General features: G+C 60.5%; 20 protein-coding genes and 4 tRNA genes. 7 read left to right on the top strand and 17 right to left on the bottom strand.

Annotated elements, in window-relative coordinates; all coding sequences use genetic code 11:
* Window positions 1–32 precede the first annotated feature (32 nt).
* A complete protein-coding gene (locus tag BM403_RS00555) occupies window positions 33–923 on the top strand; it encodes a LysR family transcriptional regulator (protein WP_015884978.1) in 891 nt (296 codons plus the stop codon).
* Between the two features lie 65 nt (window positions 924–988).
* Window positions 989–4,285 (top strand): EAL domain-containing protein, encoded by a 3,297-nt coding sequence (locus tag BM403_RS00550; RefSeq protein WP_093541185.1) that lies wholly within the window; start codon window positions 989–991, stop codon window positions 4,283–4,285.
* Here the strand turns inward: BM403_RS00550 and BM403_RS00545 are convergent.
* From BM403_RS00545 to uvrB, 13 genes are all read right to left on the bottom strand, one after another.
* Window positions 4,282–6,216, bottom strand: coding sequence for a hypothetical protein (locus BM403_RS00545; protein ID WP_093541183.1), 1,935 nt, complete (start codon window positions 6,214–6,216; stop codon window positions 4,282–4,284). The genes BM403_RS00550 and BM403_RS00545 overlap by 4 nt on opposite strands.
* Before the next feature lie 69 nt (window positions 6,217–6,285).
* Window positions 6,286–7,236, bottom strand: coding sequence for a hypothetical protein (locus tag BM403_RS00540; protein ID WP_371913986.1), 951 nt, complete (start codon window positions 7,234–7,236; stop codon window positions 6,286–6,288).
* 79 nt (window positions 7,237–7,315) lie between these two features.
* Window positions 7,316–8,845: a hypothetical protein gene (locus tag BM403_RS00535; RefSeq protein WP_093541179.1), complete on the bottom strand. Its 1,530-nt coding sequence runs from the start codon at window positions 8,843–8,845 to the stop codon at window positions 7,316–7,318.
* A 561-nt stretch (window positions 8,846–9,406) separates the two neighbouring features.
* On the bottom strand, window positions 9,407–10,384 hold the full coding sequence (locus tag BM403_RS00530) for a tRNA dihydrouridine synthase (RefSeq protein WP_015884983.1): 978 nt from the start codon (window positions 10,382–10,384) through the stop codon (window positions 9,407–9,409).
* 55 nt (window positions 10,385–10,439) lie between these two features.
* The gene (locus BM403_RS00525; RefSeq protein ID WP_015884984.1) at window positions 10,440–10,874 is read right to left on the bottom strand and encodes an acyl-CoA thioesterase; all 435 of its coding nucleotides are present in this window, start codon (window positions 10,872–10,874) and stop codon (window positions 10,440–10,442) included.
* Window positions 10,875–10,914: 40 nt separating this feature from the next.
* Window positions 10,915–11,748: an alpha/beta hydrolase gene (locus BM403_RS00520; protein WP_043206304.1), complete on the bottom strand. Its 834-nt coding sequence runs from the start codon at window positions 11,746–11,748 to the stop codon at window positions 10,915–10,917.
* A gap of 14 nt (window positions 11,749–11,762) precedes the next feature.
* A complete protein-coding gene (locus BM403_RS00515; protein ID WP_043205666.1) occupies window positions 11,763–12,302 on the bottom strand; it encodes a TetR/AcrR family transcriptional regulator in 540 nt (179 codons plus the stop codon).
* Window positions 12,303–12,484: 182 nt separating this feature from the next.
* Window positions 12,485–12,560 (bottom strand) — tRNA-Glu (locus BM403_RS00510).
* Between the two features lie 77 nt (window positions 12,561–12,637).
* Window positions 12,638–12,713, bottom strand: a tRNA-Ala gene (locus tag BM403_RS00505).
* Window positions 12,714–12,763: 50 nt separating this feature from the next.
* A tRNA-Glu gene (locus BM403_RS00500) sits at window positions 12,764–12,839 on the bottom strand.
* A gap of 78 nt (window positions 12,840–12,917) precedes the next feature.
* A tRNA-Ala gene (locus BM403_RS00495) sits at window positions 12,918–12,993 on the bottom strand.
* A 147-nt stretch (window positions 12,994–13,140) separates the two neighbouring features.
* Window positions 13,141–14,622, bottom strand: coding sequence for a glutamate--tRNA ligase (gene gltX, locus BM403_RS00490; RefSeq protein ID WP_093541177.1), 1,482 nt, complete (start codon window positions 14,620–14,622; stop codon window positions 13,141–13,143).
* Window positions 14,623–14,818: 196 nt separating this feature from the next.
* Window positions 14,819–16,834 carry an excinuclease ABC subunit UvrB gene (uvrB, locus tag BM403_RS00485; RefSeq protein ID WP_010209048.1) on the bottom strand — a complete coding sequence of 672 codons (2,016 nt, stop codon included), beginning with the start codon at window positions 16,832–16,834 and terminating at the stop codon, window positions 14,819–14,821.
* A gap of 343 nt (window positions 16,835–17,177) precedes the next feature.
* Between uvrB and BM403_RS00480 the strand changes: the two genes are divergently transcribed.
* On the top strand, window positions 17,178–18,374 hold the full coding sequence (locus BM403_RS00480; RefSeq protein ID WP_015884988.1) for an amino acid aminotransferase: 1,197 nt from the start codon (window positions 17,178–17,180) through the stop codon (window positions 18,372–18,374).
* Window positions 18,375–18,680: 306 nt separating this feature from the next.
* The gene (locus BM403_RS00475; protein WP_017847720.1) at window positions 18,681–18,890 is read left to right on the top strand and encodes a hypothetical protein; all 210 of its coding nucleotides are present in this window, start codon (window positions 18,681–18,683) and stop codon (window positions 18,888–18,890) included.
* Between the two features lie 17 nt (window positions 18,891–18,907).
* On the opposite strand, the gene BM403_RS00470 is transcribed toward BM403_RS00475, so the two are convergent.
* On the bottom strand, window positions 18,908–19,780 hold the full coding sequence (locus tag BM403_RS00470) for a putrescine utilization regulator PtrR (RefSeq protein WP_043205670.1): 873 nt from the start codon (window positions 19,778–19,780) through the stop codon (window positions 18,908–18,910).
* A gap of 103 nt (window positions 19,781–19,883) precedes the next feature.
* On the opposite strand from BM403_RS00470, the gene BM403_RS00465 reads away from it, so the two are divergent.
* Entirely contained in the window at window positions 19,884–21,275 is a 1,392-nt protein-coding gene (locus tag BM403_RS00465) for an aldehyde dehydrogenase family protein (protein ID WP_093541174.1), read from the top strand.
* 117 nt (window positions 21,276–21,392) lie between these two features.
* Here the strand turns inward: BM403_RS00465 and BM403_RS00460 are convergent, their stop codons facing one another.
* On the bottom strand, window positions 21,393–22,301 hold the full coding sequence (locus tag BM403_RS00460) for a LysR family transcriptional regulator (protein ID WP_093541172.1): 909 nt from the start codon (window positions 22,299–22,301) through the stop codon (window positions 21,393–21,395).
* Window positions 22,302–22,413: 112 nt separating this feature from the next.
* On the opposite strand from BM403_RS00460, the gene BM403_RS00455 reads away from it, so the two are divergent.
* A complete protein-coding gene (locus tag BM403_RS00455; RefSeq protein WP_093541170.1) occupies window positions 22,414–23,613 on the top strand; it encodes an MFS transporter in 1,200 nt (399 codons plus the stop codon).
* 3 nt (window positions 23,614–23,616) lie between these two features.
* Here the strand turns inward: BM403_RS00455 and BM403_RS00450 are convergent, their stop codons facing one another.
* Window positions 23,617–23,922 (bottom strand): protealysin inhibitor emfourin, encoded by a 306-nt coding sequence (locus tag BM403_RS00450; RefSeq protein ID WP_015884993.1) that lies wholly within the window; start codon window positions 23,920–23,922, stop codon window positions 23,617–23,619.
* Window positions 23,923–23,936: 14 nt separating this feature from the next.
* Window positions 23,937–24,998, bottom strand: a complete 1,062-nt coding sequence (locus tag BM403_RS00445) for a M4 family metallopeptidase (RefSeq protein WP_015884994.1) — start codon at window positions 24,996–24,998, stop codon at window positions 23,937–23,939.
* A 128-nt stretch (window positions 24,999–25,126) separates the two neighbouring features.
* Between BM403_RS00445 and BM403_RS00440 the strand changes: the two genes are divergently transcribed.
* Window positions 25,127–26,056, top strand: coding sequence for a DNA/RNA non-specific endonuclease (locus BM403_RS00440; RefSeq protein ID WP_093541168.1), 930 nt, complete (start codon window positions 25,127–25,129; stop codon window positions 26,054–26,056).
* The last annotated feature ends 312 nt before the right edge of the window (window positions 26,057–26,368 follow it).

Genomic DNA, 26,368 nt, shown 5'->3' with positions numbered 1-26,368 from the left:
TTATGCTTTGGATTACCAACTGGAATACCACCATGGACTTGGCCAACCTCAATGCCTTTATTGCCATCGCCGAGACCGGCAGTTTCTCCGGCGCCGGTGAACGCCTGCACCTGACCCAGCCGGCCATCAGCAAACGCATCGCCGGCCTGGAGCAACAATTAAAGGTGCGCTTGTTCGACCGCCTGGGCCGTGAAGTCGGCTTGACCGAAGCCGGACGAGCCCTGCTGCCACGCGCCTATCAGATCCTCAACGTGCTGGACGACACACGTCGCGCCCTGACCAACCTCACCGGTGAAGTCAGCGGGCGCCTCACGCTGGCCACCAGTCACCACATTGGCCTGCACCGCTTGCCGCCGGTGCTGCGGACCTTTACCCGGGAATACCCGAATGTGGCGCTGGATATTCAGTTCCTCGATTCAGAAGTGGCCTACGAAGAAATCCTCCATGGTCGCGCCGAAGTGGCGGTGATCACCCTGGCGCCCGAGCCCCACCACCTCGTGCGTGCCACACCCGTGTGGGACGATCCACTGGATTTCGTGGTGGCGCCGGAGCACAGCCTGATCAGCAATGGCCGTGTCAGCCTGGCCGATATTGCCGGCCACCCGGCGGTTTTCCCCGGTGGCAACACCTTTACCCACCATATTGTCAGCCGGCTGTTCGAGGCCCAGGGCCTCACGCCGAACATCGCGATGAGCACTAACTACCTGGAAACTATCAAGATGATGGTGTCCATCGGCCTGGCCTGGAGCGTATTGCCGCGTACCATGCTCGATGATCAGGTAGCAAGTATCGCTTTGCCGGGCATACAGCTCAGTCGCCAGCTAGGCTATATCGTGCACACCGAAAGGACGCTGTCGAACGCTGCGCGGGCTTTCATGAGCCTATTGGATGCACAGGTCGATCTGCCAGGGATACCGGCATGAAACCGTGCGGCCTCAGGGCCTGAATAAACCGCGCTATACGCCCATCGAGCCAAGGCCCTTTGATAATGCGCAACCCCGTCGATTCCGTGCCACCCCTGCCCCGCATTTACGCCCTTGACCCTCAAGAGGCGGAGCAAAGCTGGGACAGCGCCCCGCAACTGCTGGCTGCCCTTAATGCTGCCCGGCTGGGTGCGTGGTGCTGGGAAATCGACACCGGGCGCATCAGTTGGTCACGGGGCACCCAGGCGCTGTTCGGCTTCGACCCCCGCCAGCCGCTGCCCAAGGACCTGGATTACCTGGACCTGCTGGCCCCGCAGGATCGCGGCCGGGTGATACGGGCTTTTCACGCGGTGCTGGCTGGGGAGCCGTTCGAACAGGCCATGCACCACCACATTCAATGGCCGGATGGCACCCATCACTGGCTGGAAATCAACGGCAGCCTGGCGCCGGACAAGGCCGGGCGGCGCCGCATGATCGGGGTGATCCGCGAGACTACGCGCCAGCGTGAACGCGAGCACGCCCTCAGCCACTCCGAAAAACGCTTCGCCACGCTGTTCCACCTGTGCCCCAACATGGTCCTACTGACCCGCCAGGCCGACGGGCTGATCAGCGAAGCCAACCAGTATTTCGAAATGCTCTTCGGCTGGCCGGTGGCCGACGCTATCGGGCGCACCACCCTGGACCTGGGCCTATGGCGCCACCCCGAGCAACGCGCGCAGTTGGTCAAGGCCACACAGCGCAAGGGCGAGCCCATCACCATGGAGGTGCAGTTTTGCGCCAGTAATGGCCAGATCCACGATGGCACCCTCAGCGCGCAAAAGGTCGAACTGGAAGGCGAGGCCTATTTGCTCAGCACCTTCCTCGACACCACCGAGCGCAAAAACGCCGAACAGGCGCTCAAGGACAGCCAGGAACGCCTTGACCTGGCCCTGGACTCGGCGCAACTGGGCACCTGGGACTGGCACATCCCTACCGGCATGCTCTACGGCTCGGCGCGCGCCGCTCAGTTACACGGCCTGCCGCCGGAACCGTTCCACGAATCCTTCGATGCTTTTTTCGAGGGCATGCCCGGTGAAGAGCGCGAAAACATGCGCAACGCTTACCGAACCCTGCGCGAGGGCCCGGCCGGCAACTATCAACTGACCTACCGGGTGCCCATGGAAGACGGCAGTTCACGTTACCTGGAAAGTCGCGCCCGCCTCTACCGCGACGCCCAAGGCGCGCCACTGCGTATGGCCGGGACCTTGCTGGACATCACCGACCAAGTTGAACGTGAACAACGCTTGACCGCCTCCGAAGAAAAATTCGCCAGCCTGTTCCAGGCCAGCCCCGACCCCATCTGCGTCACCTGCCTGGACGGCGGCGCGTTTATCGAGATCAACCCCGCCTTTACCCAGACCTTCGGCTGGACAGCGGCCGAGGTGATCGACAAAAGCGCCGAGCAGATTGGCCTGTGGGACGAGTCGAGCAAGCGCCTGGAGCGTATCGAACGGGTGATCCGCGAGCAGGCGCTGAACAATGTGGCGATCATGGTGCATCACAAAAACGGCCAAAGCCTGACCTGCGTGATTTCCAGTCGCCTGATCAAGGTCGGCGACCAGCGGTGCATTGTCACCACGCTGCGCGATATCACCCAGCAACAACGCTCGGAAGCGGCCCTCAAGGCCAGCGAAGAGAAGTTCGCCAAGGCCTTCCATTCCAGTCCCGACGCCATTTCTATCACCGAGCGCGATACCGGGCGTTATGTGGAGGTCAACGATGGTTTCTGTCGCCTGACCGGCTACCGTGCCGAGGAGGCTATCGGCCTGACCCTCTACCAGATCGGTATCTGGGCCGATGAAAACCAGCGCTCGGCGCTGTTGGCCGAGTTACAGATCAAAGGCCGCATCCACCATCTGGAAATGCTTTGGCACAACAAGCGCGGCGACTTGCTGGCAGTGGAAGTGTCGGTGGAGCCCATCACCCTGAATGAAACCCCGTGCCTGCTGCTGACCGCCCGCGACGTGAGCCTGCTCAAAAACGCCCAGGCGCAGATCCGCCACCTGGCCTACCACGACCCGCTGACCAACTTGCCCAACCGCGCCCTGTTGATGGACCGCCTCAGCCAGCAGATCGCCCTGCTCAAGCGCCATAACCTGCGCGGCGCGCTGCTGTTCCTCGACCTCGACCACTTCAAGCACATCAACGATTCCCTCGGCCATCCGGTGGGGGACACGGTGCTGAAGATCGTCACCGCACGCCTGGAAGCCAGCGTGCGCATGGAAGACACCGTGGCGCGCCTGGGGGGCGATGAATTTGTGGTGCTGCTCAGCGGCCTGGACGGTTCGCGCATGGAAGTCAGCGCCCAGGTACAGGAACTGGCCGACACCCTGCGCGAATTGCTCTCGGAACCCATGTTCCTCGATGGCCACCGCCTGCAGGTCACGCCGAGTATTGGGGTGGCGCTGATTCCCGATCATGGCTCCACCCCCGCCGACTTGCTCAAGCGCGCCGACATCGCCCTGTACCGCGCCAAGGATTCAGGGCGCAACACCACGCAGATGTTCCACAACAGCATGCAAAAAACCGCCAGCGAACGCCTGCGCATGGAGACCGACCTGCGCCTGGCCCTGTCACGCGGCGAGTTCAGCGTGCACTACCAGCCGCAAGTGGACGCGCGCGGCAACAAGATCGTCGGCGCAGAAGCCCTGGTGCGCTGGCAGCATCCGCAACTGGGCGCGCAGTCGCCCGCCGAATTTATCAAGGTGTTGGAGGACAGCGGCCTGATCCTTGAAGTCGGCACCTGGATCCTTGATGAAGCCTGCGCGGCCTTTCAACAGCTGATCGCGGAGGGCTTGGTGGACCCGCTGAATTTCAGCCTGTGCGTGAATATCAGCCCGCGGCAGTTTCGCCAGAACGATTTTGTCGAACGGGTGGAGCGCAGTCTCAAGCAACACCAACTGCCATTCAGCCTGTTAAAGCTGGAAATTACCGAGGGCATCGTGATCCAGAACCTGGACGACACCATCAGCAAAATGCGCCGCCTGAAAAAGCTCGGCGTGAGCTTCGCGATGGATGACTTCGGCACCGGCTACTCGTCGCTCACGTACCTCAAACGCTTGCCGGTGGACGCGCTGAAGATCGACCAATCCTTCGTGCGTGACGCCACCCATGACCCTAACGACGCCGAAATCATCCGTGCCATCGTGGCCATGGCCCGCAGCTTGAACCTGGAGGTGATTGCCGAAGGTGTGGAAACCCAGGAGCAATTGGCATTTCTGCAAGGCCTGGGTTGCCATCTGTACCAAGGGTATTTGCACAGCCGGCCACTGCCTATGCTCGGATTCAGGGAGCGCTTGATCGCAGGCGACGGCCGGGCCTAAATCAGTTTGAGTGCAACGCCGCCCTTTTGCATCCATTCCGAGCCTTGCAAGTCGCGCTTGGCGCCATATTCATCCAGGGCGCCCTCGACCACCACCACGGAGTGCCAGAAGTTCGCCAGGGTGCCTGGCACGCCTGACGCGAGTTCCTGCACACTGCTTGGCCGAGTAAAGGCGTACAAGCCAAGGCGGCGCAATGCATCGCCGGGCATCTCACCGTCGTTCAGCGTTTGCAGCGCAGCGCCAAAGCTGCCCCCGGCCTTGAACTCATGATTCTCCCGTTGGGCGCGCTTGGCGCTCACCGCATAAAGGAACACAGCGTCGTCAACCAGGCCCTTATCCTCCCCCTTTAAGTTGGCGGCTGCTCGTGCCATTTCCAGCTCGGCATGGGTGAGCGTCACCGTGCAGGCGTCGCGCATGGTGATGGTGAAACCTTCCGATGTTTCAGTCACTCGCTTGTAGATGCCCAGCGGGTTTTGCCCGTACTTCATCATCGCCGCCTTGATCGCCGACACCGTGACACAGTTGCCCTCCACGCCTTGATAGAACCCGGCCCAGATATCGGCAGGCGGAACGCCTACAGGCGCCGCCGAGAACTGTGCAGGCCTACCCTTGTGGGGTTCGCCGGGTAAATCCGCAGCAAGTTGATAGCCGTAGTCCTTCACGACAGCCGCTTTCCCACCCTGACCATGCTTGATGCCCTCGACGACCAACTCGCCTGAAAAGTTGAACGTATTGGTGACGCCGACGCTGTGTGGTTCAAGCAACTTGCCGGGTGGTGCAACCCGCAAAAAACCGATCAGGCCCATGCCCCTCAAGACGTTGTAAGGCGTTTCTCCACGCAAAGTGCCCGATAACGCCGAATCAAACTGAACATTGCGTTCAATTTGCTTGCGCTTGGCAAACGCGGCCAGCATGAAATGGGCGTCCGTGATCATTTGCGCGTCCGGGCCGGTAAACCGTGATGCTTCGCTGGCACGCTGCAGCTCTTGCCGGGATAACGTCAGTTCAAACCCATCCTTCATGGTGACGCTGTACCCGCTCTGCGTACCCTCGACTTTTTCAAACATGTCGGAGGGCGACCGACCGAACCTGAGCATCATCAGTTTGATGACGGCGGCATGGCTACTCAGGTCGAATACTTCACCAAAGTTTCGCGAGGACGTGGTGAAACCCTGCAACACCTCGGCGACCTGGGGGCGGACATTCTTCGTGGGCGGGTCGGCTTCGGGCACGACGACCGGCGTGACAGGGGACGGGATGATGCGGGGCTTCGGCGCGCTATCGTTCACCAACGTGTACAGATAACTACGATCAGGTGAGCTCTCCCTGCCGAAGCGGTGTGCCTTTCCAGCGTGAATCAGGGACGAACCCGCATCATAGCTATCTGCCACACCGTTACCCCCTTCGCCGACAACCGTCGCGGTGGGTACATATTGGAGATGACCGGATAACCCCATGCCTTTGAGCATGTTAAACGTCGTCTCCCCCTGCAAAGACTCGGTCAATACCGCCTCAAAACCTGCCAGGCCAGCGGCGTTGCCACTGCCGAGTTGTTTGCGTTTGATGAATACAGCCAGCGCGAAATAGGCACTGCTCAAGATATCGCTATCATTGCCGGCAAAACGCGACGCGGCGGCCGCCTGCTGCAACTCCTGCCGGGAAAGATGCAGCTGGATACCATCTTTCATGGTCACGTCATAACCCTCACCGGTGCTGCGTACATCATTGAACATATCGGTTGGACGCGCGCCAAAGGTGAGCATCATCAGCTTGATGACTGCACTGTGTGAACTCGCGTTGAAATGCTCGCCAAAGCGACGCTCCGGCGCATCAAATGCAGTGAGGGGCATAACTTGTTTTTCCAAGTGACTCGACAACAGCGGCGCCAGTGACATTGAGCGAGCAGAAGAACCCGTTGCGAACGTACTCATATCATTAACTCTTAAATGAAATAGTCGGGCGAATCCGTGACCGATAATTCGTGCCGTCGAACGGCGTTATCAGATCAACGCAATGGCTTGCCCCTCGGTGGGTCGGCCGCCTTTACGTCCGTAGATCTCCTCACTCCCGTTCACCACCGCAACCGAGTGCCGGCGCCTGTTGACCATCCCGATCAACGATTGGTCAGCGAACTCACGCACCGACACGCGCTTCATATGAGCTTTTAACCCCAGGCGTTTGAAACCTTCCCCCGGCCCGTATTCATCCTCACCATTATTGAGGGTGGCGATGGCCGCATTAAAACTTCTATTCGCCCAGCCGTCGTTGTTCTCCATTTGCGCTCGCTTGGCAGAACACGCAAACAGGAAGTGCGCATCCTTTAGCATTCCAGGATCATTAAGTTGCACAAATTTGGAACCACGAATAGCGCTATTCAACTCTGACTTCGTCAGTTTCAACTCAAACCCATCGCGCATAACGACTTTAAAACCCTCTGCGACCGGCTCAACAGACGTGTAGATAGCCTTTGGGCTTTGACCAAACTTCGCCATCGCCGCCTTGATGGCGGAAACGGTTACGCAATTACCATCCTTTCCTTGCCGAAAGCCATTCCAGATATTGTCGGGTTTTTCACCTTTACGCTTAGTGGAAAGTTCGGGGATCGGCTCGCGTCGCTTATCGGTGGGTGTTGTATCAGGAGCCGGTAGCACACGGGGTTGTGGTAGAGGTACGTCATTGTGGGTCGAATCAGGTGGGGGTACATCTTTACGCAAAAGCCTCTGCAACTGGTTGAAGAACTGTGCGAACAGACCTACCAGCATCCCCATCAAGGCCGTAGGGTCTGCGTTGTTACCAAAGCCTTGGGGCGTCACGTTTGTACGGGGCGCCGGTGTCGCATCATTTGCGCTGGCCCGGTTAACGGAAGCCGGTGCGCCGCGAGTACCAGGGTCAGGGACTCGGAAGGGCTCGATGGAAAGTCGTGCAGCAGGGTTATGGCTTATCGATGACATGCTTCAAATCTCTCTGAGTGCTCCCTGACCGCATGGCCAGGGAGCGGACATTGATGCTCAACGCCTCAAGACAGCAGGCTCAGAAGCGTGGACGGAGGCTGGGCCTTGCAGCTCGATGGTTGTCGAAACGGTTGTGCGAAGCCTTGTTGAAACCGTCCACGTCATCCGGTGCGGGGCAGGTAATGTCCGGAGTGGGCGGAGTGTCGGGCTTCGGGTCCACGGTGGACGGGGTAACCGGAGACTGTGGCACCGGTCGCTTATCGACATTCGTCGTCACCGGCGGCTGTGGCGCCGGTTGCTTATCGACATTCGTCGACACCGGCGGTTGTGGCGATGGTCGCTTATCGACATTCGTCGTCACCGGCGGTTGTGGCGATGGTTGCTTATCGACATTCGTTGACACCGGCGGTTGTGGCGATGGTTGCTTATCGACATTCGTTGACACCGGCGGTTGTGGCGATGGTTGCTTATCGACATTCGTTGACACCGGCGGTTGTGGCGATGGTTGCTTATCGACATTCGTTGACACCGGCGGTTGTGGCGATGGTTGCTTATCGACATTCGTTGACACCGGCGGTTGTGGCGATGGTTGCTTATCGACATTCGTCGTCACCAGCGGCTGTGGCGCAACTTTTTCACCGGTATGCGGGCAGTGACAGCCCTGGACCTGCACGGTCAGGTTGATCTCCGAAGACTGTTTATTATTCTGTTCAACACGGGTGAGAGGCGTTAATTCCGGCTTGCTACTAGGCAAGAGCGTGAGTGGCACGCTCGTAGTCGTAGCCGCTTTGGAATCCTGGCCCGGCTTCGTGTTGGCCTTGGCATCCCCTTCAGTAACAAGCTTGGGTAGCACGCTGGTCTGCGTAGTCGCCTTGGAATCCTGTTCCGGCTTCGTTTTGGCCTTGGCATCCCCTTCAGTAACAAGCTTGGGTGGCACGCTCGTCTGCGTAGTCGCTTTGGAATCCTGCTCCGGCTTCGTGTTGGCCTTGGCATCTCCTTCAGTAACAAGCTTGGGTGGCACGCTGGTCTGCGTAGTCGCCTTGGAATCCTGTTCCGGCTTCGTTTTGGCCTTGGCATCCCCTTCAGTAACAAGCTTGGGTGGTACGCTCGTCTGCGTAGTCGCTTTGGAATCCTGCTCCGGCTTCGTTTTGGCCTTGGTATCGGCTTCAGGAACAAGCTTGGATGGCACGCTCGTATTCGTAGTCACTTTGGCGTCAGGGCCCGGCTTGGTTTTGGTCTTTGCATCCGTTTCGGGAGTCCCTTTGTCGGATACGCCCGTGTCCGCAACAACCTTGGAATCGGCGCCAGGTTTCAGTGGGGGCTGGGCATCCAGTTCACCGGGCAACTTGGGCAGCACCCCCATGCCGGCGAGCATGCTACGCATCGCCTTCACCGCGAACTCAAACATGGCAAACAACTTTTCCAGGGACTCCTTATTCACGCTCACATTGTTTTCTTTTGGCGCAGGATGACTGTCTTTCAGAAACTTATTCGCGCTGTCCGTGGACGAGGTCAGCTCACGCGGATTATTCATGGGCACTGCTGATTGATTAAGTTGTGCGTAATCCGTGTTCATCGGCACGAACTGTTTGGTCGATACATTAGACATATTTTTATTCCTTAAGCTGTGCCATCCCCCGCACTGACAGAGGAGGCACACTGAGTGATTTAGAGTATGAAACAACCGTGAGCACTACAAACTCGCAAGATTCGTGGGGCGTAACGGAGATGAGTTCCGAAAAACCGCAGCTCATATAAGGAAACCAAATGACCGATGGAAACTTTTACCTATGGACATCCAGCGAGAAATCAAGGCTGAGCGTGGATCATTCGCCTCTTTAACACACACATCGGGTAACACCCCGGCAAAAAAGCAATTTAAAGAAAACATTCAACTTAATTAGCTCATCCAACGTATGTTAATTGACGCGCACGCAATGACTTGGGCAGCCGAGCGACAAAATCACGCATTAAAACTTAGTAGCAGTCGAGCCAGCCACTCATGGTTACTTTCATATATCCCGCAACACCCCAACAACTGTCCAATGACTATGAATACTGAAAATCGCCCCAGACATCATGCCGTTACGCCCCACGTAACTTTTCAGGCAAAAAAAGGCGCCTTTCGGCGCCCGTTACAGCAAAGGATGAAACACTTATATATGTAAACTTAATCTTGCAACACCGCTGACTGCTCTCGTTGACCGGGCATACCCAGCAAACGTCCGACCTGCTCCAGGTCTGTCTCCCTGCGCATCAGGGTAAATAACTCCACAGCCTCAGGGTAGTTGCGCGTGAGCATCGCCAGCCATTGCTTCAAGCGGCCCGGTGCTTGACGTTCGGTCAGTTGCGCCACCGACTGGGTCCAGAAATCCTGAAGCATGGGCTGCATCTCTGCCCAGGTCATCTCGACCACTTCCTCGCCCGCCCGCGCCGCTGCGATCTGCCGCGCCAAGTCCGGACGTGCTACAAGGCCACGACCCAGCATGATGTCTTCGACGCCGCTGATTTCCCGACAACGCCGCCAATCTTCGACGCTCCAGATATCACCGTTGGCGAACACCGGCACCTTGACCACGTCCTGGACTCGCGGGATCCATTCCCAGTGGGCCGGCGGCTTGTAGCCATCGGTCTTGGTGCGCGCATGCACGACAATATGTGCCGCGCCGCCTTCGGCCAGGGCGGTGGCGCAGACCAGGGCGCCGTCCGGGCTGTCGAAACCCAGGCGCATCTTGGCAGTGACCGGTATGTGAGCCGGTACCGCGCGGCGCACGTGCTCAACGATTTGATTAAGCAGCTCCGGCTCCTTGAGCAGCACCGCGCCGCCCCGGGATTTGTTGACGGTCTTGGCCGGGCAGCCGAAGTTGAGGTCGATGACTTGCGAACCCAGCTCACACGCCAGGGCGGCGTTTTCCGCCAGGCACACCGGGTCAGAGCCGAGCAATTGCACACGCAGCGGCACGCCCGCAGCGGTGTGGGCACCGTGCAGCAGTTCCGGGGCGAGCTTGTGGAAATACGCTGGGGTGAGCAGGCGGTCATTGACGCGGATAAACTCGGTCACGCACCAATCGATACCGCCGACGCGGGTCAGCACGTCCCGCAGGATGTTGTCGACCAACCCCTCCATGGGCGCCAAAGCAATTTGCATGGAAAACACTCAACAAAAATCGTGGCGCAGTTTACTGGGTTTCCCACAGCAACCGTTAACCCCCTGTCAGGGCCGGGCCGTAACCGTCGAGAAACTCGGCGGGCATGCGCTTGGGCTTGCCGCTGGACAGTTCGATGCAGACAAAGGTGGTGTGCGCGCGCAACAGCGTTACGCCGTCACGCGGCCGGACCAGCTGAAAACGCCGGGTCATCTTCAGGCGCTGGTCCCAGTCGACGATCCAAGTGGCCAGTTGCAATTCGTCGCCTTCATAACCTGCGGCCAGGTAGTCGATCTCGTGCCGCACCACGGCCATGGCACGGTCCAGGCGGCGATATTCGGTAAGGTCCAGCCCCAGGCGCTGGGAGTGGCGCCAGGCGCAGCGCTCCAGCCAGGACACGTACACCGCGTTATTGGCGTGCCCCAGGCCGTCGATGTCTTCAGGCGCAACCTGCAGATCGATGATAAACGGCGTTGCCAAATCCCAACCCATGCCTTGCTCCCAGTCGATTAATGTCGGCGGGGAGAGTGTATCAGGCGCTTTGCAGCGCCTGTAAACGACGGCCGGCCAACAACGCCAGCACAGCGTCGATCACACGCGGATCAGCCAGCACTTTTTGGTGACCGCCCTGCTCCAGGCGCAGCAAGCGGCTGTCGAACCAGGCTTCGTGGATGGCCTGAGACGCCTTGACCGGGACGAAGGTATCGTCTTCGGCATGCACGATCAGGCCGGGAATATTCATCTGGTAATGGGCCACGTCCAAGTGTTTGAGCGGCATCCCGAACGTCAACTCGACTTCCTGGATAAATGCCGAACGCGCCCGCGCCGGCAAACCGACCATCTGGGTAAAGCCGCGCAGCACGTCCAAAAAGCGCGACGGCGAGGCAATACTCACCAACGCCTCGGTGCGCAACCCCAACTGCACCGCGAGCATCGCACTGGCGCCCCCCATGGAATGGCCGATCACGGCGTGCAGCGGCGGCAACTCGGCGGCGGCTTCTAGCATGGCGCGGGCAAACAGCAGCACATGGGCTTCACGCCCTGGCGAACGGCCATGGGCAGGACCGTCCAGGGCAATCACCGAGTAACCATTGTCGACCAGCGCAGTGATCAGGCTGGCAAACTGCGTGGGCCGGCCTTCCCAACCGTGCATCAACAACACCGCAGGCCCTTGGCCCCAGCGCAGGGCGGACAACCCGAAACGCAAGGTGATGCGCTCCGATTGCGCCAGCAGCGGCAGTTCCCAGTCGCGCGGTGGCAGGTCGCGTGGCGTCATGAAGGCGCGACGCATCCGATTGGCCACGGTTTGGGGGGCCAGGCGCCCCAGCGTGCCGTTGAAGCGACGAATCCAGGTCAACGTGCCCATCATGCAGCCCTCTTCTAGCGCACGGCCGACTTGGCGGCGCGCAGCACACGGTCAGACAGTTCCCCCGGCCCCAAGGCGCGGGCCAAGGCCAGGCCACCGATCATCAGCGCCATGTCAGCCAGGGCTTTGTCGGTGTCTTCAGGGCCCGCGGCGAGTTGCGCCGCCATCAGCTCGCAGTGGTCGTTCAGCGCCTGGCGGAATTCATCCGGCAGTCGGCTCATCTCGCCGACGGTCGCGGGGATCGGGCAGGCCTGGGCGGTTGAGTCACGGTGCTTGCGCGACAGGTAAAATGCCGCCACCAGGCCTCTGCGCTCCTCGCCGGTGAGCTGTGAGTCCATGTCGTCAATCGATGCGCGACGCTTGGCCAGCAACTGGGTGAAGGCCTCCAGCATCAGCGCGTCCTTGCTTTCAAAATGCGCGTAGAAACCACCGACGGTCAGCCCCGCCGCGCCCATGACTTCACCCACACTCGGTTCGGCCGGGCCACGCTGGATCAACGCGGCGCTGGCGGCCTGCAAAATACGTTCGCGGGTTTGCGCTTTTTTATCGCTCATCATTGCCTCCGTCGTTCATGGGTTGAATATTATTACCATAATAATATTTGGCAAGCGACAGGCATGACCGTCGGTCAGAAGAGAAAGCAGGAAGGGAAGAAAGAATTGGCCAAACGCCAGACAAACAAAAGGGCCATTCAATAATTGAATGACCCTTAAAAATCCCGCAGAGCGGGTAATCGTGGCGTCCCCTAGGGGACTCGAACCCCTGTTACCGCCGTGAAAGGGCGGTGTCCTAGGCCACTAGACGAAGGGGACACAAACCTTCTGTACATTGATCAGGCTGAGACTGATCGATTCAAGGACGGTGTGGCCGGAACCTTGAACCTGTAAATTGGTGGAGCTAAACGGGATCGAACCGTTGACCTCTTGCATGCCATGCAAGCGCTCTCCCAGCTGAGCTATAGCCCCGGATTTTTCGTCTCGCGACGCAGCAGACCTTTCGAGCTGCTTGTTGAAACTGGCGTCCCCTAGGGGACTCGAACCCCTGTTACCGCCGTGAAAGGGCGGTGTCCTAGGCCACTAGACGAAGGGGACAAAACCTTCTGTACAGCTGATCAGCGCTGAGAACTGATCAATTCAAGGACGGTGTGGCCAGACCTTGAACCTACAAATTGGTGGAGCTAAACGGGATCGAACCGTTGACCTCTTGCATGCCATGCAAGCGCTCTCCCAGCTGAGCTATAGCCCCTCATCGGTGAGGACGGGGCGAATCTTAATGGCGGTTTGGAAGTGTGTCAAATTTATTTTCAACAATTTCCAAAATTTTTTGCCGGGATAACAATCACTTACCGGCGAAACCCCGGAAAACCGGGGTTTCGTCGTTTCAACCGCTTGCTCAGGCGATAGCGCCCAGCAGTTTTTCCCACTCTTTGTTTTCTTTCTTCGATACACCACCAAGCAAATCAAGGGCTTGGCGCAGACGGAAACGCGTCAGGTCCGGGCCGAGGATTTCCATTGCATCCAGCACCGACACCGAACTGGCCTGCCCGGTGATCGCGGCGAACATCAGCGGCATGGCGTCGCGCAGTTTCAATTCCAGGGATTCCACCACCGCCTGGATCGTCGCGGTGATCGCATCCTTCTCCCACTGGCGCAGGCTTTCCAGCTTCCACAGGATCAACTGCATCAACTGGCGAACCTGGTCGCCCGAGAGCTTCTTGGACTCGAACAGCTTGGGATCCGGATTAACGCCACCGGCAAAGAAGAAACTGGCCAAAGGCGCGACCTGGCTGAACGTCTCCACCCTGCCCTGCACCAGCGGCGCGATCTTCATCATGTACTCAGGGTTCAACGCCCACTGCTGCACGCGGCTGGCGAACTCTTCGACCGGCAAGTCACGCAGCCACTGGCCGTTGAGCCACGACAGTTTCTCGATGTCGAAGATCGGCCCGCCCAGCGACACGCGGGACAGGTCGAAGTTGTCGACCATTTCCTGCAGCGAGAACTTCTCGCGCTCGTCCGGCATCGACCAGCCCATGCGCCCCAGGTAGTTGAGCATCGCCTCAGGCATGAAGCCCATGCGCTCGTAGAAGGTCACCGAGGTCGGGTTCTTGCGCTTGGACAGCTTGCTCTTGTCCGGGTTACGCAGCAGCGGCATGTAGCACAGCTGCGGTTGTTCCCAGCCGAAGTATTCGTAGAGCAGGATCAGTTTCGGTGCCGATGGCAACCATTCTTCGCCGCGCAGTACGTGGGTGATGCCCATCAAGTGGTCGTCGACCACGTTGGCCAGGAAGTACGTCGGCAGGCCGTCGGTCTTCATCAGCACCTGCATGTCCATGCGGTCCCACGGGATCTCGACGTCACCGCGCAGCATGTCCGGCACCACGCACACGCCTTCGCTCGGCACTTTCATGCGGATCACGTGAGGTTCGCCAGCCGCCAGGCGCTGGGCCACTTCTTCCTTCGACAGCAGCAGCGCGCGGCCGTCGTAGCGCGGGGTTTCGCCACGGGCCTGTTGCTCGGCGCGCATCTGGTCCAGTTCGTCGGCGGTGCAGAAGCACGGGAACGCGTGGCCCATGTCGACCAGTTGCTGGGTGTACTGCTTGTAGATGTCGCTGCGCTCGCTCTGGCGATACGGGCCGTGCGGGCCGCCAACGTCCGGGCCTTCCGCCCAGGTAATGCCCAGCCAGCGCAAGGCATCGAAAATCTGCTGTTCCGACTCACGGGTGGAGCGCAGTTGATCGGTGTCTTCGATCCGCAGGATGAATTCACCGCCGTGCTGCTTGGCAAAGCAGTAGTTGAACAAGGCGATGTAAGCAGTGCCGACGTGGGGATCCCCAGTAGGCGATGGCGCAATGCGCGTGCGGACGGTGGTCATGGCTGGTCTCGAATGGGCGATAAAACTGAAAATTGAAACAAGGGGCGGATGGTAACAGCCTGGGTGGTTTCTGGAAAACCGAGGCGCGGCCATCGGGGGCAAGCCCCCTCCCACATTTAACCGAGGTCCAACATGGAAATGCGGTCCAGTGTGGGAGGGGGCTTGCCCCCGATGAGGCCGGTAAAACCACCGTAAATCAGACGGCAAGCAAGCGCTCACGCAACTTGCCAATCTCATCCCGCGTCTGCGCCGCCGCCTCAAACTCCAGATCCCGCGCCAACTGGTACATCTTCTCTTCCAGCTGTCGAATCCGCTTGGTGATCTCACTCGGCGAGCGCAGTTCGTTTTCGTACTTGGCGCTTTCCTCGGCAGCCTTCGCCATGCCCTTGCGCTTCTTGCTGCGCGAGCCGGGCACGGTGGCGCCTTCCATGATGTCGGCGACGTCCTTGAACACGCCTTTCGGGGTGATGCCATTTTCCAGGTTGAAGGCAATCTGCTTGTCACGACGGCGTTGGGTCTCGCCAATCGCGCGCTCCATAGACCCGGTGATGCGGTCCGCATAAAGAATCGCCCGCCCGTTGAGGTTCCGCGCGGCGCGACCGATGGTCTGGATCAACGAGCGCTCGGAGCGCAGGAAGCCTTCTTTGTCGGCATCAAGGATCGCCACCAGCGACACTTCCGGCATGTCCAGGCCTTCGCGCAGCAGGTTGATCCCCACCAGCACATCGAAGGTGCCCAGGCGCAGGTCGCGGATGATTTCCACCCGTTCCACAGTGTCGATGTCCGAGTGCAGGTAGCGTACGCGCACGCCGTGGTCGGCCAGGTAGTCGGTCAAGTCTTCGGACATGCGCTTGGTCAGCGTGGTGACCAGCACCCGCTCTTCGAGGGCCACGCGCTTGGTGATTTCCGAGAGCAAGTCATCCACCTGGGTCAACGCCGGGCGGATTTCGATTTCTGGGTCGACCAGCCCGGTCGGACGCACCAGTTGCTCGATCACGCGGCCCGCATGCTCGGCCTCGTAGTTGCCCGGCGTGGCCGACACAAAGATGGTCTGCGGGCTGATGGCTTCCCACTCATCAAAGCGCATCGGCCGGTTATCCAGCGCCGACGGCAGGCGGAAACCGTATTCCACCAAGGTTTCTTTACGCGAGCGGTCGCCCTTATACATCGCGCCGACCTGCGGCACGCTGACGTGGGACTCGTCGATCACCAGCAGCGCGTCGGGCGGCAGGTAATCGTAGAGGGTCGGCGGCGGCGCGCCCGATTCACGGCCCGACAGGTAGCGCGAGTAGTTTTCGATACCGTTGCAGTACCCGAGCTCCAGGATCATCTCCAGGTCAAAGCGGGTGCGCTGCTCCAGGCGCTGGGCTTCCACCAGCTTGTTGTTGGAGCGCAGGTATTCCAGGCGCTCGGCCAACTCGACCTTGATGCCCTCGATGGCGCCCATAAGGGTTTCACGCGGGGTCACGTAGTGGCTTTTCGGATAGAAGGTGAAGCGCGGCAGCTTGCGGATCACTTCGCCGGTCAACGGGTCGAAGGCCGACAAGCTCTCGACTTCATCGTCAAACAGTTCGATGCGGATCGCTTCCAGGTCGGATTCGGCCGGGTAGATGTCGATCACGTCACCACGCACCCGGAAGGTGGCGCGGGCAAAGTCCATGTCGTTGCGGGTGTATTGCAAGCTGGTCAGCCGACGCAGCAGCTCGCGCTGGTCGAGCTTGTCGCCGCGATCAACGTGCAGCACCATCTTCAAATAGGTTTCCGGGCTGCCCAGGCCGTAGATGCACGACACCGTGGTGACGATGATCGCGTCCTTGCGCTCCAGCAGCGCCTTGGTCGCCGACAGCCGCATCTGCTCGATGTGGTCGTTGATCGACGCATCCTTCTCGATAAAGGTATCGGAAGACGGCACGTAGGCTTCGGGCTGGTAGTAGTCGTAATAGGAAACGAAATACTCCACCGCGTTGTTCGGGAAGAACGCCTTGAACTCGCCGTAGAGCTGCGCGGCCAGGGTTTTGTTCGGCGCCAGCACCAGCGTGGGGCGGTTGATCTGCGCGATCACGTTGGCGATGCTGAAGGTCTTGCCCGAACCGGTCACCCCGAGCAGCGTCTGGTGGGCCAGGCCGGCCTCGATGCCTTCGACCATCTGGCGAATGGCTTCCGGCTGATCGCCAGCGGGTTCAAAGCGGGTGACGAGTTGGAAATCCGACATAACGTACCTCGTGTAGTCACCCCAGACTGTAAACCCGTCGAGGACGAAATAGACCACCACCCGCGAAGATTCAGCGCGGATCGTAGGAAAAAACCATGATAGCCATAGAAGTGGTGGCGAATGTGGCGGGTTTCAAGGCAATCGTCCTGACTGCCGTCTACGATCAACGTTGCAATAAGACTAACGGTCGGCAAATAAACCGAAAAACTTGGCCGAAAAGCCGTTTCGGTGGTCGCCCTCGGCAGTGAGGGCCTCTATACTAGCTCCCCGTTTGTGCACCGCTCTAGTGCATTCGGCTGGAGCGCGACACGTCCCTCCATTCCCCCATAGAGCTGCCGCAAAAATGAGCCTGTTCTCCGCTGTCGAAATGGCACCACGCGATCCTATCCTGGGCCTCAACGAAGCATTCAACGCCGACACACGGACCACCAAGGTCAACCTTGGCGTGGGCGTTTACTGCGACGAGGAGGGGAAGATTCCACTCTTGCGTGCCGTTGCCGAAGCGGAAGCCATTCGCGTGGCGCAACACGCCGCCCGTGGCTACTTGCCGATCGACGGCATCGCGGCCTACGACAAGGCCGTGCAAACCCTGCTGTTCGGCGCTGAGTCGCCCCTGCTCGAAGCCAACCGCGTCGTCACCGTACAAGCGGTCGGCGGCACCGGCGCGCTGAAAATCGGCGCCGACTTCCTCAAGCAACTGCTGCCCAACGCCGTCGTCGCCATCAGCGACCCGAGCTGGGAAAACCACCGCGCGCTGTTCGAAACGGCCGGTTTCCCGGTGCAGAACTACCGCTACTACGACGCCGCCACCCACGACGTGAACCGTGCCGGCCTGCTCGACGACCTCAATGCCCTGCCGCCACAGTCCATCGTGGTGCTGCACGCCTGCTGCCACAACCCGACCGGCGTCGACCTGAGCCCGGCCGACTGGCAGAACGTGCTGGACGTGGTCAAGGCCAAGAACCTGGTGCCGTTCCTCGACATGGCCTACCAGGGCTTTGGCGATGGCATCCACGAAGACGCCGCCGCGGTGCGCCTGTTCGCTGAGTCGGGCCTGACCTTCTTTGTGTCCAGCTCGTTCTCCAAGTCGTTCTCCCTGTACGGCGAGCGCGTTGGCGCACTGTCGATCGTCAGTGAATCCAAGGAAGAAAGCGCGCGCATCCTGTCCCAGGTCAAGCGTGTGATCCGCACCAACTACTCCAATCCGCCGACCCACGGCGCGGCCATCGTGGCAGCGGTACTGAACAACCCTGAGCTGCGCGCCCAGTGGGAAGCCGAGCTGGCTGAAATGCGCCTGCGCATCCGTGGCATGCGCGAGCAGATGGTCGCCGAACTGGCCAAGGCGGCTCCGGGCCACGACTTCAGCTTCGTCGGCCGTCAACGTGGGATGTTCTCCTACTCCGGCCTGACCGTTGAGCAAGTCACCCGCTTGCGCAGCGAGTTTGGCATCTACGCACTGGATACCGGGCGTATCTGTGTGGCGGCGTTGAACCAGTCGAACATTGGTGCGGTGACCAAGGCGATTGTTCAGGTGTTGTAAGCCTGAAACAGGTGTGATGAAAGGGAAGCCATTCACGGCTTCCCTTTTTTATGGGCGAATGCCGAACCTGTGGTGAGCGAGCTTGCTCGCGCTGGGCTGCGCAGCAGCCCCATCCCCTGCCACCTGGAACTTCCTGAGAGAACGCGGTGCCTGAACAAGGGGCCGCTGCGCGCCCCAGCGCGAGCAAGCTCGCTCACCACAGGTTCAGCGCTCGCCACGGGAATTGCATCGTTTGCAAAAAATTCACTGGGCGCAGCACTCAGCCCCTAAACTGACCGTCGATTGCCCCTTTGCTGTGAGATCCCTATGAGAAACGACGACCTGGACCTGCGTGCCGACCGCGACGAGCTGGACCACTTCACCCCACGCGCGCCGCAAGCCAAGCGCCAGAAGAGCCTGGTGCTGCAAGTGGCACTGGGTGTGTTCCTCGGTGGACTGGCGCTGTGGCTGGTGCAATTGGGCGCGACGGCGATCATGGCGAAATTGGCCATGGGCACCCTGCAATTCGGCGGCTGATACCTCCCACATTAGATCTAGGAGGCAACCAGGTCGCGTTCCTCCAACAGCTTTACGAAGCTGTTCAAACTCTGCGACACCGTGCCCCGGCGCCAGATCAGCCAGGTATGCAGCGTGCGAAAACTGTCCGTCAGCGGCCACAGGCTCACCGTGGTAAACCCCGGCATGCTTTCCAGCATGCTGCGCGGCATCAGCGCCAATCCGGCGCCGGCGCTGACGCAGGCGAGCATGCCGTGATAGGACTCAATCTCGAAAATCTTGCCTGGCACCGCGCCGTCCTGTGAGAACCAGCGCTCGAAGTGGTGCCGATAGGAACAGTTGGAGCGGAAGGTGTAGATGTTCTCACCATTCACGTCCTGGCCCCGGGTGATGGGCGCGTGATGCAGCGGCGCGATCACCACCATCTCCTCCTCAAACACTGCCACGCCTTCCAAGGTGGAATGCAGCACCGGCCCGTCGACGAACGCAGCCGTCAGCCGCCCCGACAGCACGCCCTCGATCATCGTGCCCGAGGGCCCGGTGCTCAGGTCCAACTCAACCTTGGTGTGCTTCTGGTTATACGCCGCCAGCAACGCCGGGATACGCACGGCCGCGGTGCTCTCCAGCGAACCGAGGGCAAACGCGCCCTGGGGCTCCTCCCCCGCCACCGTCGCGCGGGCTTCCTGCACCAGGTCGAGGATGCGCCGCGTATAGCCGAGGAAATTCCACCCGGCCGGTGACAGGCGCAGGCGACTTTTCTCGCGGATAAACAATTCCACACCCAGGTCCTGCTCCAGTTGCTTGATGCGCGTGGTCAGGTTCGATGGCACGCGATGAATCAACTGCGCGGCGGCGCTGATGCTGCCTTGCTCGGCAACGGCCTTGAAGATTTCCAGCTGCACCAGATCCAAGTCATTCTCCAATCGTGAACGTATTGCTTAATATTATTCAGTTTCCAGAAAACATGCATCCCCGTAGGCTTACCCCATTCCACTCATTCAGCCGGACGGTGCCATGAACGCTATTTCTCATCAGACTCACGCCCTGTCGATCAACCCCGCCACTGGCGAAACAGTCGGCAGCTACCCCTACGAAAGCGCGTTGCAACTGGACGCCGCCCTCGACCGCGCCACCGAAGCCTTCCGCACCTGGCGCCGCCAGCCGGTGAGCCAGCGCGCCGAAAGGCTGCTGGCCCTGGCCGGCGCCTTGCGCGAGCAAGCCGAAGACATGGCGCAGATGATCACCCTGGAGATGGGCAAACCCATCGCCCAGGCCCGTGCCGAAATCGAGAAGTGCGCGCTGCTCAGCGAATGGTACGCCGCCCATGGCCCGGCCATGCTCGCTCCAGAACCGACCCTGGTGGACAACGGCAGCGCCCAGATCGAGTACCGCCCGCTGGGCCCTATCCTCGCCGTGATGCCGTGGAACTTCCCGGTGTGGCAAGTGCTGCGTGGCGCCGTGCCGACCATGCTCGCCGGCAACACCTACGTGCTCAAACACGCCCCGAACGTGATGGGCAGCGCCTACCTGATCAAGCAGGCCTTCCAAAAAGCGGGCTTTGCGGAAGGCCTGTTCGAAGTGATCAACGTGGCCAACGACGGCGTGTCCGCAGCCATCGCCGACCCACGTATCGCCGCCGTCACCCTCACCGGCAGCGTGCGTGCCGGGATCGCCATCGGTTCACAAGCCGGTGCTGCGCTGAAAAAATGCGTGCTGGAGCTGGGCGGCTCCGACCCCTTCATCGTGCTCAACGACGCCGACCTCGACGCCGCTGTGCAAGCCGCACTGATCGGCCGCTTCCAGAACAGCGGCCAGGTCTGCGCCGCCGCCAAGCGCCTGATCATCGAGGAGGGTGTGGTAGAAGCCTTCACTGCCAAATTCCTCGACGCCAGCCGTGCCTTGGTCATGGGCGACCCGACATCAGCGGCCACCTACATCGGCCCGATGGCCCGTTTCGATTTGCGTGACGAGCTGCACGGCCAGGTCCAGGCCACGCTGGAAGAAGGGGCGACCCTGCTGCTGGGCGGCCACAAAGTGCCCGGCGCCGGCAATTACTACGCACCGACCGTACTGGCCAACGTCACCGACCAGATGACCTCGTTCAAACAGGAACTGTTCGGTCCCGTTGCCTCGATCATCACCGCCCGCGACGCCGACCACGCCGTGGCCCTGGCGAATGACAGCGAGTTCGGCCTCACCGCCAGCATCTTCACCACCGACGCGGCGAAGGCACGGGACATCGCCAACCAACTGGAAACCGGCGGTGTTTTCGTCAACGCCTTCAGCGTCTCCGACCCTCGGGTAGCGTTTGGGGGGATCAAGAAGAGCGGCTTCGGGCGTGAGTTGTCGCACTTCGGCGTGCGGGAATTCTGCAACGCGCAGACGGTGTGGCTGGATCGCAAGTAAGCGAAGCCTCACCGCCTGTCGCAACGGCACCGCTCAACTGTGGGAGGGGCAAGCCCTAATGCCCTTAGCTGACTGGCATTAGGGCTTGCCCCCTCCCCCCAGTTAAATCACCTGAAGCTATTGCTTCCCCAGCCCGGCCACCAATGCCTCCAGTACCACGCGTACCTTGGGCAACGCCTGGCGGCTTTTGACCCAGCCCAATGTGATTGCCGCCCCTTGGGTGGCCAGGTGGGGCAACACCTCGACCAGCGCCCCTTCCTGCAGCGGTTGCTGGACCATCCACGAGGGCAATTGCACGATGCCGCAACCGGCCAAGGCGGCCATCAACAGCCCGTCTCCATTGCCCACCACCAGTTGCGGGGTGATCTGCCGGCGTCGAGGAGCGCCCTGTTCATCCGCGAAATTCCATGGGCTGGTGCGCCCGTCCACCCAGCCGTAGGCGATGCACTGATGGTGCTCAAGATCGTCTTCCGACAGCGGGGTGCCGTGCCGCGACAAGTAGACCGGCGAGGCATACAAGGTATGCCATTCATGGGCGAGCACACGCTGTCCGACGGTTTCCGGCCAGGCATTCGTGCCGCCGATACGCACCACAATGTCCACGCCTTCCTCGAACGGCTCGATGAACCCGTCGCCAAACGTGAGGTGCGCCAAAAGCAGCGGATGCGCCTGCAAAAAAGGCAGTAACACCGGCAGTACCTGCGCGCGCCCCAATGCGCTGGGCAGGTCGATGCGCACACGACCGCGGGCCTCGGTATTTTCCACGTGCAGTAAAAGCTCGGCCTCTTCCAAGTCGGCCAGTACGCCCGTGCACGTCCGGTAAAACGCCACACCGGCATCGGTGAGGGACAAGCGCCGCGTGGTGCGCTGGAACAGCCGAACACCCAAGCGTTTTTCCAGCCGCGCGATGCTTTTACTGATGGCCGAGGCGGTCAGGTTCATTTTCTCCGCGGCGGCGGTAAAGCTGCCGTGGTCCGAGACACACACAAACACATCGATACCTTTCAAGCGTTCGGAAGAAAACATGCACATCCTGTATTGGTGAATTCAGTTCAGGCAACTTGGTAAAAAGCATCCTAAATCAGAAATCAGCTCAACAGTAAGCTATGACCGGATAAACCCTGGCACTGAGGCTCGGATGCTGACCACGCTGAAAAACTACCCCCTGGCCGTCAACCTGCTACTGGGCGCGTCCCTGGTGTTGACGCTCGCCAGGGCGATCACCCTGCCCTATCTGGTGATCTACCTGTCGAGCCAGTTCCAGTTGGGCGTCGCCGACATCGGCCTGGTGATCGGCAGCTCGCTGATCATCGGCTCTTTGTTAAGCCTGTATGGCGGTTTTCTGGTGGACAGCCTGCCCGGTCACCGCCTGATCCTCGGCTGTTGCGCGGTATTCACCAGCGGGTTTCTAGGGGCGTTTGTCGCTCAGGATCTGTGGGTGTTCTACGTCTGCCTGGTCGCGATCAACCTGGCCTATGCCGTCATCGATATCGCGGTCAAGTCCGGGTTTGGCCGGCTGCTTCCCACCGAGGCGCGCAGCGAAGCGTTTTCGATCAAATACACCCTGACCAATATCGGCTATGCCGTCGGCCCGTTCCTCGGTGCTGGGCTAGCCGCACTGGCTATCAGCCTGCCCTTTTTGGCCTCGGCCGTGCTTGGGGCTGGGTTCTTCATGGTTTATTGCGTGTGGGGCGACAGGCACTGGGCGCCACGCCACGCCAGCCAGCCCGCCGCGCCCTTCCTGGCGGTGGGCAAATTACTGCTGAGGGACTACCGCCTGGTGTGCTTTACCTTGGGCGGCATCCTCAGCGCCGTGGTGTTTGGCCAGTTCACGGCTTACCTCTCGCAATACCTGGTCGTCACCACCACGCCCGAGGCGGCCTACCGGATTATCAGCAGCGTGGTGGCCACCAACGCGCTGATGGTGATCAGCCTGCAATACACGATTGGCAAGCGGATCACCCATCAACACCTGCACCTGTGGCTCGCCGGAGGGCTGGGGATGTTCATCGTCGGGTTGGCGGGGTTTGGCTTGTCCACCTCGCTGACGTTCTGGGTGGTGTCCATGGCGATCTTCACGCTGGGCGAAATCATCGTGTTCCCCGCCGAATACATGTTTATCGACATCATCGCGCCCGATCATCTGCGCGGCATGTACTACGGCGCGCAAAACCTCGGCAACGTCGGCGCGGCACTGGGGCCGGTACTGTGCGGGATGGTGCTGGTGTCACAGCCGGCCCATTGCATGTTCTACCTGCTGGCGCTGTTTGTGATCGCGGGCGGGTTGCTCTACTGCCTGGGCGCGTCCCTCGCGGACAAGGTGCACGCCCCGAGCTGAACCTCAATCACGGATATGCCGCCGCACGCACTGCACCAGGCCGTCCAGCGCCTGCGACTTCACCGGCGCGAGCACACAGACGGTGTGCTCGCGCTGGCCTTCTGTCACGGTCAGCGTGTAATGCACCTGGCCCGGATTACCGGGGGTCGGTGCGTTGCTTTGCGGCAGCTGGAAGAAGTCGGCGGCCTCGATAAGCTGCCGCAACTCCTGCTGGTCCTGCTCGGGCAGTGTGGCCAGTTCCACCGTACGCGGCTTGGCCAGGCCCGGAAAATACCCGGCCCCGCCGTTTTCCTTGATCGAAATGTGCATGGTTGTTCCTCACGTCAGACAGAAATGCCGACCGCCTTCCAACCGTCCTTGACCGCCTTCTGTTCATCCTTGTTCGCGCCGTAGAGTCGACCGGCAACATCGTAGGTAATGCGCGCAAAACGCAGGAACCCCGAATTGGGCCGCAACCGCGCATCGCGCAGCGCGTCATACCAGATGCGCCCAGCGCGTTCCCAGGCAAACCCGCCGAGTTTTGTCGCGACCTGGTAGAACGCATGGTTGGGAATGCCGGAATTGATATGCACCCCGCCATTGTCCTCGTAGGTCTGCACAAAATCATCCATGTGCCCCGGCTGAGGGTCCTTGCCCAGCAGTTTGTCGTCAAACGCCGTGCCGGGGGCTTTCATCGAGCGCAGGGCGGTGCCTTTGATCTTTTTGGTGAACAGCCCTTTGCCGATCAGCCAATCGGCGTCCTCTGCGGTTTGCTTCAACGCGTATTGCTTGATCAACGAACCGAACACGTCCGACAGCGACTCGTTCAATGCGCCGGATTGGTTGAAATACATCAGTTTGGCCTCGTCCTCGGTCACGCCATGGGCCAACTCATGGCCAATCACATCGAGCGCCACCGTGAAACGGTTGAACAGTTGCTCATCGCCATCACCAAACACCATCTGGGTCGAGTTCCAGAACGCATTGTTGTAGTTCTGGCCAAAGTGAACGGTAGCGTCCAAGGCCATGCCGGCATCGTCGATGGAGTTACGGTCGAACACCTGATCGAAAAAATCGAAGGTGGCGCCCAGGCCATCATAGGCCTCGTCCACCGCGGCATCACCACTGGCGGGCTGGCCTTCGCCACGCACCAGCTTGCCGGGCAGGCTATCGGTGCCTTCGGCGCTGTAGATCGAACGCCGTTTGTCGGCGCCCATGACCAAGGCCATGCGGGCCGGGCCCTTGGCGGGCACCGCGACCATGCGCAGCGAGCGGAACGTGCTGTCCTTGGCGCGGGTGCGCAATGCGACATCCCGTTGCGCCTTATCGCCATTACGTGCGATCTGGTCGAGCATGTACGGCGGAATCAGGCAGAAAATCGGGTGACGGGGGTGGCGAACACACATGGTCAGGCTCCATTGAGTATGTGACAACGTCCAGGCAACCGATTCAGGATAGCCCCGAGACGTTAACGCGTGTCATCAATTGTCATTAACCTATGTTGCAGTCGTGTTTATCCAAGGAGGACTTACCGATGCCTGCCCGTAAAGCCAAAATCGATCTTTCCCACCGTCCACGGCTCGCCGACCTGCGCCCGTTGATTGCGCCCAGCCCCACCCTCTTGGAGGCCAGGGCGGCGACACCCCACGTCACACCGGCCAAAGACTTGAAGGACCGGCGCGGCTACACAGAGGACTTTCTCGGCAATTTCGTGGTGCCCTGGCCCACGGTTGAAGAGGCCTTGGCGGGGGATGCACAGAAGGAGCGCCTGGACTACACACACTTCTCGATAACAATGTCCCGCTCAAAACGGCTCGCGCTGTATGTAGGCGTCAACATCGACGGCGGGCAGCATGTGGACATCGTGCGCAGCAACGACACCTGGGCCTATGACGGCCGCCTGCCCATCGACGCGCAGGTGGGCGAAGCGCTCTACGCCAGCAACGGCCTGGATCGCGGCCACCTGGTACGCCGCCAAGACCCCAACTGGGGCGACGACGCAAAAACCGCCAACCTCGACACCTTCCACTTCACCAACTGCTCGCCGCAAATGAGCGGGTTCAACCAGAAGACCTGGCTGGAACTCGAAGACTACATCCTCGACAACACCCAGCGCTGGAAAGCCCGCGCCACGGTGTTTACCGGCCCGGTATTCGCCGATGACGACCGCGTCTACCGGGGCGTGAAAATCCCCAAAGCGTTCTGGAAAGTGGTCGCCTACCTCAGCGACGACGGCAAGCCTTCCGCCAGCGCCTACATGATCGACCAGAGCCGCGAACTGGGCCAACTCGATCTGGTGTTCGGCCAACTCCGGACCTACCAGCGCAGCGTCATCCAGATCGAACGCCTGACCGGCATCCGCTTCGCCAACCTGGCCGACTACGACGGTTTCAGCAACGAAGAACGCGCCACGGGGACACGGATTGAAGCACTGATACAAGGTCCAGAAGACATTCGGCTCTAAGCTTCACATATTGATCTGCGTTAACAAACCAACGCCAACCACGATGCGAAGCGAGCCGCTCTTGATCTTGATCTTGATCGTGCTTTTGATCTTAGGCGCCCCGTCAAACACGCTGGCCGAACGTAGGCTTGAATCCGTGGGTAACCCGGCAGGACGCCGGGTTAGCCGCCCCGCGCCATGGATGGCGCGTGGCGGCGGCCCACGGATTCAAGCCGGAGTGAGGGCACACCGAGCCTAAGCGAGGTGCCGAGTGTTGGGGCGAAGCGTTTTTGGTTACTTTTGGCGCTCTTCCAAAAGTGACCCGCCGTAAGG

It is taken from the genome of Pseudomonas sp. OV546 (assembly GCF_900116845.1).
Taxonomy (GTDB): domain Bacteria; phylum Pseudomonadota; class Gammaproteobacteria; order Pseudomonadales; family Pseudomonadaceae; genus Aquipseudomonas; species Aquipseudomonas petroselini.
The sequence above is the reverse complement of the archived record's forward strand: the minus strand, read 5'-3'. Positions and strand labels throughout refer to the sequence as shown.